Genomic DNA, 9,095 nt, shown 5'->3' on the forward strand with positions numbered 1-9,095 from the left:
CGTGGACGATCTGATCTGAAGGATTAGAAGAGCGCCGGCGTCGTGCCCGGCGTCGTTTTCAGAAAGCCGGTTTCCTCCTGCAGGATCGGCTCGACTGTCATCACTGAATCCTCTGGTGCCGCTCTACTCAGGCCCCGAGTGGAGTGGGTAGGCGCACGTTCGTCGCGATTTTACGGCGTAGCCTACAGCCGTGCGAAATCGCGAGCGTTTGGCCAAGCGTGGTAGGGATCGTTCGACACGATCGGCGCCTCCAAATCACCCGCCAGCTCGATCACCCACGCCGCGACCGACTTGTCCGACGGGCAGATGTCGATATTCACGTCACGGTCCAGAAGCCGACGGAATGCGCGGAGATCACCCTCTTCGCTGAACGACGTCCCGCAGGCGTCAAGGGCCAGAACGATATGCGGTGTGACCCGCCGCGCCTGCAGTATATCGATCACGGTGCGCAACGCCTCCAGATTTGCGACCCTTCCCTCCCAGCACATCACATCCATGCCATCGACGATAGCGAGATCCCGGCGCCAAGCCCGCGGCGTTGGCTCTGGATCATTGAAGCAGGCCCCGGACGCCTCCTGACTTGGCGAGTCCGCTCTGGGATGGGCGCGATCGGGGTCGCCGACGACCAGACCAACTCGGGAGGCGCCTTCCTCGCCCTGAGTCTCAGCCACCTGCGCAAAGTTCTGTTCAGAGGCCGCGTCCAAGGGCGTCTGAGAGGCCGGTAGTCGAGCGGTGTTCCCATCCGCAATGCGGCCGGTCACGACAAGCTCCGAAGTTTCCGCCCCGGTGGAAGCCGGATGTCTTCGAAACCAGGCAATCGGCTTGCGGAAAATATCGAATAGAACCCTGAGAAACATTCTTCGTGTAATTGATGCGGTCCAGCGCAAAAATGATAGAGAGACCGTCCGCAGCAACGGCACCGACGAGGAACCCGCCACTTTCGGGGACGTCATCACTGTCGCACCATGGCCTTGGCGAAGTCCAGCGTCATGATGACTGGCGGTGGCGAGGTGCAGGAATTGCTTTGCAGGCTGCAGATTTTCTCGGAACGACTTGAGGACACGGCCTCATGGGTGATTTTGTCATTGTGCACGGCCCGAAAGGGCATGTCTGGCATGATGCTGAAGGGCCTCGCGCAGCGACAGCATGGTCTCGAGACCTTCCCCGATCGCAAGACACTCGCTTGGGGCGTCGATCTTCACGGCATTGCCCAGAAACTCGCCCATAGCCCGGCGTTGCACCTCGACGGGTGCCTTGTCCGATCCATCCTCGACCAGTCAGGTGCGGTGGACGCACAAAGGCGCCCCGTCCTGTCGGTCACCGCCGCGATCAGCGCGGGACGCGGCTTGGACGCGGTCTCATCGTGATCTCGACGCCAGCAGCGCGGATGACCGAAGCCATGCAGCTCTGTATCGAGGACCGGTTCAACGTGGTGATCTCAGGTGGCACTTCGACCGGCAAGGCCACCTTCGCCCGCGCGCTCCTTGAGATAGTCGACACGCGCGAACGGCTGGTCACCATCGAGGATGCCTTCGAGCTTTTCCCGACACACGCCAGCACCGTCCTCCGCGTAGGTTGGCGAGTGATGTGCGAACATGCACGTTTTGCGTGCATCTACGCGGATGGCGACCTGCATGACGTCGGGTTTAGACCGGCTCCCGGCAGATGTTTCTGGTTGCCGCTTTTGGGCTCGTATTTGCTGTACAGAATATTTGATCGAACAAAGCTTGAGTTGACGTATAGGTATGGTGAAAATCTTCTTCTTCGGTGGGTTCGTTCTAGTAGGCGTCGGTATCGCGATGCTCGCGACCGACCATCTGGCCTTCAGCGCCGAAATCACCGGAACCTTCGTTTCCTCCAGAACCATCCTCTTCCCCCTCGGCATCGCGGCGGTGCTCATTGGTGGCATTGCAGTGCTGGCCGGCACGGTTGTCGAGGTGGTCAGGAGCCAGAGACGCTAGCCACCTAACTCCGACACCTTCGAACCATGTCATCTCGCCGAACCCTCGCCGCGAAGCGACACGATTGGACTTCGCTTCCATTGCGCGTTTTTTGCGCCCACATCGCCTGATCATACTACGGCACTGCGAAGGAATACTGCGTTTCTGGAATTTTCAGATGAAGGTGGCCGCAGGTAGACCAACAAGGGGGTGCAATCGCCATGACCACTCTCGTCATTGTGCGAGGCCCGAAAGGGCACGCCTGGAGCGGCGCCGCGGTGGAGGTCCTTGATCGGACCAAGGACTGCGTGGTTACCGATCTTGGCCCGTTCCGGCGAGATCGGTACGGAACATTCCGTCTCGAGAGTAACCCCGCATTCCAGATCGACGGACCTGCGAAGCTAGGCCCGGAGTGACACCCGGCGATATGCCACCGTAGCGAAGAATGCACCATTTGCCTTGGTCTGCGCGCCGCGATATTCCACCATGTAAGCGAGGGACGACAATCCACACCGGGAGACATGAGGGTGACCGGGCGATGACCAAGCAGGGCACACTCAATTTTCAGATCGAAGGCGCGCTCGAAAACCACTTCGCGGCGATCGTTGAGGGCTCGAACGACGCCATCATCACCAAGAATCTTGATGGCCGCATAATGAGTTGGAACCCGAGTGCCGAGCGCCTCCTAGGCTATACCGCCGCAGAAGCGATTGGCCAATCGATCACCATGATCATCCCCCACAATCACCTGGAGGAGGAGGCCGACATCATTCGGCGTCTGACGCGCGGCGAGCGGATCGAACATTTCGAAACCGTCCGTCGCCGCAAGAACGGCCAGCTCGTCGATCTTTCGCTGACCATCTCCCCTGTCAGGGACGCGGCAGGAAACATCGTCGCAGCCTCCAAGATCGCCCGTGACATCACCTTGCAAAAGCAGCTCGAGGAGCAGCAGCGCATCCTTCTGGCCGAAATGCGCCATCGCGTGGGCAACAGTTTTGCCATAGCAAGCGGGCTGATCAGCCTCTGTGCCCGCGGGGTCGACACGGCACAGGAGTTGGCTGCGATGATGAAAAATCGCCTTGTCGCACTCTCCTCTGCACAATCGCTCTCGGTCACCGATCCCCTTGCGCCCATGCGGTCCGGCGTCCCGTTAAGCGACCTACTGCAAGACATCCTCCGGCCATTCCGAGCGGACCTCGTGGTTCTCGAGGGCGACGACATCCCTCTATCCGACAGGGCCCTGACGCCTCTTGCCTTCGTGCTCTACGAGCTTTGCACCAACTCGGTGAAGTACGGCGCGCTTGGCCAGGAGGACGGCACACTGCAGGTGACGTCCAAGATCGACGGCTCCCGTTTCGAAATCACGTGGCGGGAAAGCGGGAGCTTCGGGGCAACACCCAGTGAGGGGGAGGCCGGCTTTGGTTCCCGGATGTGCGAGCGCATGCTCGCGGCACTCGGGGGTACCTTTCATCGGGAGGTCGCGCCCGGGCAAATGACTGCCAGGGTCCACGTCGCCCTCAGCGCCGCCACACAGGAGGACTAGGCTGATCAAGGAACGTTAGAACCAGCAGCGCGCGCCGGTCTCCTCTCAGCCTCCGCCTCATCTCTTTGCCAACACAGGCGCGTCGTTGAGAAATTTCCCTGGCGGCTCTCACCACCAGGGAAGAAGCTGCTCAAATAGAAGACGGCTACACCACTCACGGAAGAAGCCAAACGGACCGTAGCAAATCTCAATCAAGGCGACAAGAAGTTCTCAAAGTGATAAGTTTGACGCAGCATTCTTCCAATTACTTGATCTAGATGCCACAATTTGAACCCAAGCCGCGTTCCACAAAGGACCAGAAGCTTCGCGCGATACTCGAATTGCGAAATATGCTGCGCGTTCTTGAGATCGACGTGGGCATTGACGGACTGAGAAGAACAGAGCGAGATGTCTTGCTTGCCGCCCACGCCCTGTGCCAGTGCACCGGCAACACCGTGAAATCCGACGGCCTTCGACGACATCCATTGGTTGGCGCGATCGCTCAAGCGACGTTCTACCGGTCCATCCAGACCCTTCTGAGTCTTGGGCTCCTCGAAAGAGCACCGAACGCGAAGGCAAAATCGTACGTCCTTCGCAGCGACCTTCTGTCGAAGCGCCCGCTGCGGGGATGAATTTTCTTCGGTCGCCTCGCTGCGCGAAGCATGCAAGCGGCGCATGGGCGGATTTGGATGCCGTAGGCCGCCCGAGGGTGTGTCTCCCGTGCACTGCAAGCGCTGGCCCGGAGCCTCGTTCCGCACCCCGTCTGCGCCAGAAATCATTCGAGCGCCCTCCGAAGCAGGGGCGAGGCGCCGATGGCGCAGCACGCATCTTCACGGAAAGGCGGGTTTTCGCCTCGCATTTCCAGAACTTTCCCGGAATGGTTGTCGAGACTGTTCCGCACTCCTATCTTGTATCTAGAATGCAGCATATCCACTCACGGAGCATTCAGCGCGGGGCGTACTTTCCTATTTCTGAAAGCGCGCCCCGCGTCCAATGGCCGGGCCTGCGAGGTCGGTGCGACGCATTTCCACCCCGTCAGAAAAGTCTACATGGCAAGATCGGTAGGCACGCCAGGGCAGCCAGCCCTCGACGATGGCAGCACAAGCCATATACCGGGAAGCTCTGCCGTCTGAGGATACCTCAGACAAGCCGCCGAGATGACCGGGCGAAGTCCGTCGTCACGCAGACCAAAGGCCTGACCCCAGGGGCGACCATCCTCATCAGGTCACGCGAGCCCATGCAGAAGGTCTTTTGTGCTCGACATGCGTCCAAGGCTTGAGGCAATCCGATCCCGCCACCGGGGGCCTTGCGACAGCGCGTGATCGTATGCTTCGGCGAGATCGTCGGGCCGATCTTCAGCGAGGATGCGGATGAGGAACTCAGCCTGGGCACGGTCTTTTCGCGCCTTCGCTTCGTCCGGCCCGCCGTGCCGCCTGCTGGCCACGATCAGTTTGTGGATTGCAAAGCGCTCCGGTCGCGGGATCTGCACAAGGACTCCGGAGCGGTAGAGTGCCAGGGCTTGTATCGGCTCCGCGATCAGGAAATTGAGGTAGTTCAACGCTTGTGCGCTGACCCCCAGTGCCGGAAGTGGCTTGATACCCTCGTCGCCGAAAGCCGGTGTCAGGAACTCGACCATTGCTTCGCCGCCGCTTTGACGCCACTTCCAGATCTGCCGATCATAAACCCCGGGGACAGCTTCGAATTTCATCGACCGGAGGATCTCCCCCGGCTCTTCCTCCACCCGGTCGCCCAGTGCCACTGAGAGCCGTTCGAAGCTCGCGAAATCGATGTCCCCTGTCTGGGCAAGTTCGTCAGAGTCAAAGCGAACACCAAGTTCCCCCTGATAAAGCCCATAGGCTCCGGTCCTGATCAACGTACCGCCCAGCCGGAAGACGCCCGCGCGCGCGAACGCCAGAAGCAATGAGCCTGTCTCCCGATCGGTTCCGATCATGCCTTCGGCCCTTAGAACGCGCGCCAGACGCGACATGCGTTTTTTGCGCTCTTGCGCCTCTGCTTTCAAATCGGCAGCGCGTGCCAGGCGATCGCGCAAGTCTGGGCTATCCTCGCCGAGATAGCGGCTCTTCATCTCGGTCCCGATCCGGAACCGGTCATAGAGATATGTCCGCCCATTGCGGCGACGCTCCTCGATACTGCCGATGATCTCCGACGCCGCCTCGTCGAGATGCATGCGCAGCAAGTCCTGATACGCCACCTGGGCGGCTCGAGAGTGCGATATCGGCTCCATCTTATACCTGTGTTTCGCTCGTGTGCATCAAATACGAAATTGATACACACAACTGGCGGCCTGCAGCAAAGTATTTTTTGATGCACACAGGCAAATCCTTGGATTGTGGCCACGCATCCTACAGTGGAACTGCGCCCCACAGGTAAGGTCTGACGGCCTAGAAATGGCCCGGGGGCTGGTCTCGACCCGGTCCGCGAGCTGAGTAACGAGCTCTATGAGCAAGTAGTTCGGGGGCACCTGAAAGAGAGAGCACAACAAAGACCGTTTCTCACGCGGCGGATCAAATCTTCGGAATATTTCGGTGTAACCGCGGCACTCAGACACCATATATATGACGCAACTTGGAGCTGGGGTCGTTGCCCTTGAGTTCTCCGACCCCCGGGAATGGGAAGGAGAAGATCATGTGGAAACGTCTGATAAGTCTCAGCCTGACATTTGGACTGGCCGCCGCCGGACCGCCGGTATCGGCGCAGATGGTCTGCGGGCTCCACGAGAGCATCACCGGAACGCTCGAAAGCACCTACGACGAAGCGCTTGTCGGGCGTGGACTTCAGTCTGGGACGCGCATGCTGGAAGTCTGGCGCGCAGCTGAGGAGGGCAACTGGACGATCCTTGTCGTGCATCCCGATGGGCTCGCCTGCATCGTGGCCAGTGGGGTAGCCTGGATCGACGTGCCGCCACGGCCGGCAGGGGTGGCCGCGAGTGCCTACCCGACAGTTGAGAGCGAGGAGTGATCGCCAAATCTCATAGAGCCGATGCGGAAGGTGCTCGCAGGCGGCCATGAGCCCTGTCACCGGGTTCAGCCTTCATGGGCTGAGAAGCGAAGCTCGAGGGCTGGGGCTTCCGGCCTCCAATTCGCGGACCCGGTGACAGAATTCATGCCATCGCCGCGGCAGGTACAGTTTTCAGGGCCAAGGACCGTTTTTCAGGCCCGGCGGTGAGGAGAGGAAGATGAGCCCCCTGTGGAAAAGTCTTTCCAACCCTCCTGGCTCTCCTTTTGCTGCAAATCCCCATCGGCCTCTTCAAACTTCGCCAAATCCGTCGCCCCCGTCCGCTTCGGCCGCCGCCGGGACGTGGCCGCGAAGGGCGCCGCACCCACCCTTCTTGGAGCCCTTGAGACCGCCCCCAAGACGGCCTTGCCGATCGTCTCAGCCTCAGACGTTGCCAGGGATTAAACGCCCACGCCCGCAGTTTTACCAATGACTTGCCAACCGGACGGCACTGGTTGCACGATGGGTGCACCGAAAGATGTAACGAGGAAGTTGGAGAAATGGCTGGAAAGTTCGAGCTTTACAAGGACAAGGCCGGAGAATGGCATCGGGTCGGTTCGTCGAAACGCGCCGCTCGATGAGCGCTACGAGCGCAAGGCCACGTCGTCCGGCAAGCCCATGTTCAATCTCAAGGCCAGCAATGGCCAAGTCATCGGCACCAGCGAAGCCTACAGCAGTGAGCCAGCGCGCGAAGCGGGCATCGCTTCGGTGAAGATAAACGCCGAGGGCGCGAGGCTCGTGGACCAAGTCGTCTGACTTTCAGGGCGCCTCCTGCGAGGCGCCCGACATCGACCGGAGTTTCGCTTAGCCCGATCCTCGTCCGGCAACTACGAACTGAGGCGAAACGACCAAGTAATACCCTTCGGCTAGCTTGGTTCTCCGCCCGGCGATCCCGCCAAACAAAAGTCGCGCAGCGCCCGGCTGATACTGCACGGAGCAGCGACGGGGGCCGGAGCCGCCTGATTGACGTGCTATGCGCCCTACCATGTCCGGGATTCGCATAAGCGCCAAAAGGTAAAGTCGGGAAAGCAGGATGAAAATGTCATCACGATCTACACTTCCCAACACGTCCTTCGCCTGAGAGAGGTTCACAAAGTTTTGCCGGCCTGATCGGGCGGCTCCGTTAAACCTCCACCAACGCCTGTTATCACCTCGAATTTGCCCGGTGCGCTACCTCGGCGGAAAGGCGCTCTTGGCCGCCGTCCGACCGAGCCCGCTGCGGAACATTGCCCCTTGCCTGCCCGTTTTACCGGACACATCAGGAGGAGATGGCACGATGCATGAGAACTCGACAATGATTTCGTCCGACAAGGTCAACGGCACGGCGGTCTATTCCCGCTCCGGCGAGCATGTCGGAACGATCGACCACCTCACCATCGACAAGGCGACCGGCAAGGTGGCCTATGCGGTGATGGGCTTCGGAGGCTTTCTGGGGCTCGGTGAAGACCACCACCCGATCCCTTGGGCCAAGCTGAGCTACGACACCAGTCGTGGCGGCTATGTGACCGACGTCACGTCCGAGCAGTTGGAGGGCGCGCCGGAGCGCCGGGACGACTGGCACCGCGACCGCGACTGGGAGACCCGCACGCACGACTATTACGGTGTGCCGAACTACTGGGTCTGAACCAAGCAGCTCCCACGGGCAGGAAATGCAGGGCCCGGTCGGAAGGCCGGGCCCAGTCGTTGTTGAAGCTGCCGGCTTGGGAAACGAATTTCCCTGCGAGGTGTCACTCAGGGCAACGCATCAGCCCTCACTTTAGTCGAGCCGGTCCACCGCCCAAGCCACGCTGAAGCCGTGCAGCACCGTCGACAGCACGATTACCAGTGCGACCAGCGACCAGCTCTCGGCCTCATCGGCAAACTCCACATGGCTCGCTGCATAGGCGAGGTAGTAGATTGAGCCAAGCGCCGTAGATGGCCATCACCGCCCGGTCAAGCCTGCGAAGACCGGTGCCCGGCAGCGCCAACCAGCCCGCCAACGGTCGAATGATCAGCAGCAGGAGCAGCGCCACGGCAAGTTGCGTCCAGGTCAGGTCCGCAAAGAGCCGCGGCAGGGCGCGGCCCGGGGCCACCAGCAGCAGCGCCGTCAGCGCATGTTCGATGCTCTCCGAGAAGTCGTGCAGTCGGCGGTGGAAGACATGGCTCTGAGTTTCAGTCCCTCCGCCACTTGCAGGGGACGCTTCGAGCGTCACCGCCAGCGCTCAGCCGGGCCCGCCGCCACTGCGTCCATTGGTCGGGCGTTCGATACGGTGCACGTTTCCGGCCCCGGCGAGAAGCTGTGTTATCTGGTCGCTGTCCAGGGTCTCGTCCTGCTCCAGCCGGTCAACAAGGCGGAGGATTTCCGTCTCATGCTCTTCGATGAGGTCGGCGGCGGCTTTCTCGGCCTCCTTGAGCAGCAGGATCACCGCGGCATCGGCGCGCGCGGCGGTGGCGTCGGAATGCTCTCGGGGCTGGGCGAAGGACTGCCCGAGAAAGGGGCTGTCCTCGGAGGTTCGAAGGTCCACCGGCCCCAGCGCCTCGGTCATGCCCCAGCGCGTGACCATCGAGCGGGCGAGCCGCGTGGCACGGCGGATGTCGTCATCGGCGCCGGAACTGACCGAGCCGGTGAACCGGCGCTC

General features: G+C 61.1%; 10 protein-coding genes and 2 pseudogenes. 7 read left to right on the forward strand and 5 right to left on the reverse strand.

Going from position 1 to position 9,095, the window contains the following annotated elements:
• Positions 1-182 precede the first annotated feature (182 nt).
• Positions 183-953: a hypothetical protein gene (locus G0A00_RS25495; RefSeq protein WP_164185582.1), complete on the reverse strand. Its 771-nt coding sequence runs from the start codon at positions 951-953 to the stop codon at positions 183-185.
• An 18-nt stretch (positions 954-971) separates the two neighbouring features.
• Between G0A00_RS25495 and G0A00_RS25500 the strand changes: the two genes are divergently transcribed.
• The 4 genes and pseudogenes from G0A00_RS25500 (at position 972) to G0A00_RS25510 (ending at position 3,483) form a co-directional block, all read left to right on the forward strand.
• Positions 972-1,367 (forward strand): hypothetical protein, encoded by a 396-nt coding sequence (locus G0A00_RS25500; RefSeq protein WP_164185581.1) that lies wholly within the window; start codon positions 972-974, stop codon positions 1,365-1,367.
• Positions 1,368-1,399: 32 nt separating this feature from the next.
• Positions 1,400-1,501: pseudogene (locus tag G0A00_RS26935) on the forward strand (type II secretion system protein E); the annotation flags it as partial.
• A 244-nt stretch (positions 1,502-1,745) separates the two neighbouring features.
• Complete coding sequence (locus G0A00_RS26670) at positions 1,746-1,961, forward strand: hypothetical protein (RefSeq protein WP_235953398.1); 216 nt, start codon at positions 1,746-1,748, stop codon at positions 1,959-1,961.
• Positions 1,962-2,478: 517 nt separating this feature from the next.
• Positions 2,479-3,483: a sensor histidine kinase gene (locus G0A00_RS25510; RefSeq protein WP_164185579.1), complete on the forward strand. Its 1,005-nt coding sequence runs from the start codon at positions 2,479-2,481 to the stop codon at positions 3,481-3,483.
• Positions 3,484-3,674: 191 nt separating this feature from the next.
• Here the strand turns inward: G0A00_RS25510 and G0A00_RS25515 are convergent, their stop codons facing one another.
• The gene (locus tag G0A00_RS25515; RefSeq protein WP_164214287.1) at positions 3,675-3,968 is read right to left on the reverse strand and encodes a hypothetical protein; all 294 of its coding nucleotides are present in this window, start codon (positions 3,966-3,968) and stop codon (positions 3,675-3,677) included.
• A 719-nt stretch (positions 3,969-4,687) separates the two neighbouring features.
• A complete protein-coding gene (locus tag G0A00_RS25520) occupies positions 4,688-5,707 on the reverse strand; it encodes a GSU2403 family nucleotidyltransferase fold protein (RefSeq protein ID WP_164185553.1) in 1,020 nt (339 codons plus the stop codon).
• Between the two features lie 401 nt (positions 5,708-6,108).
• On the opposite strand from G0A00_RS25520, the gene G0A00_RS25525 reads away from it, so the two are divergent.
• The 3 genes from G0A00_RS25525 (at position 6,109) to G0A00_RS25535 (ending at position 8,101) form a co-directional block, all read left to right on the forward strand.
• Positions 6,109-6,441, forward strand: a complete 333-nt coding sequence (locus G0A00_RS25525; protein WP_164185552.1) for a hypothetical protein — start codon at positions 6,109-6,111, stop codon at positions 6,439-6,441.
• 528 nt (positions 6,442-6,969) lie between these two features.
• Positions 6,970-7,233: a YegP family protein gene (locus G0A00_RS25530; RefSeq protein ID WP_235953395.1), complete on the forward strand. Its 264-nt coding sequence runs from the start codon at positions 6,970-6,972 to the stop codon at positions 7,231-7,233.
• A 520-nt stretch (positions 7,234-7,753) separates the two neighbouring features.
• Positions 7,754-8,101, forward strand: coding sequence for a PRC-barrel domain-containing protein (locus tag G0A00_RS25535; protein WP_235953393.1), 348 nt, complete (start codon positions 7,754-7,756; stop codon positions 8,099-8,101).
• A 226-nt stretch (positions 8,102-8,327) separates the two neighbouring features.
• Here G0A00_RS25535 and G0A00_RS25540 read toward each other — a convergent pair whose 3' ends face one another.
• A complete protein-coding gene (locus tag G0A00_RS25540; protein WP_203595517.1) occupies positions 8,328-8,669 on the reverse strand; it encodes a hypothetical protein in 342 nt (113 codons plus the stop codon).
• A gap of 9 nt (positions 8,670-8,678) precedes the next feature.
• Positions 8,679-9,095: pseudogene (locus G0A00_RS25545) on the reverse strand (hypothetical protein); the annotation flags it as partial.

This window comes from Salipiger sp. PrR002 (assembly GCF_010500775.1).
Taxonomy (GTDB): Bacteria; Pseudomonadota; Alphaproteobacteria; order Rhodobacterales; family Rhodobacteraceae; genus Salipiger.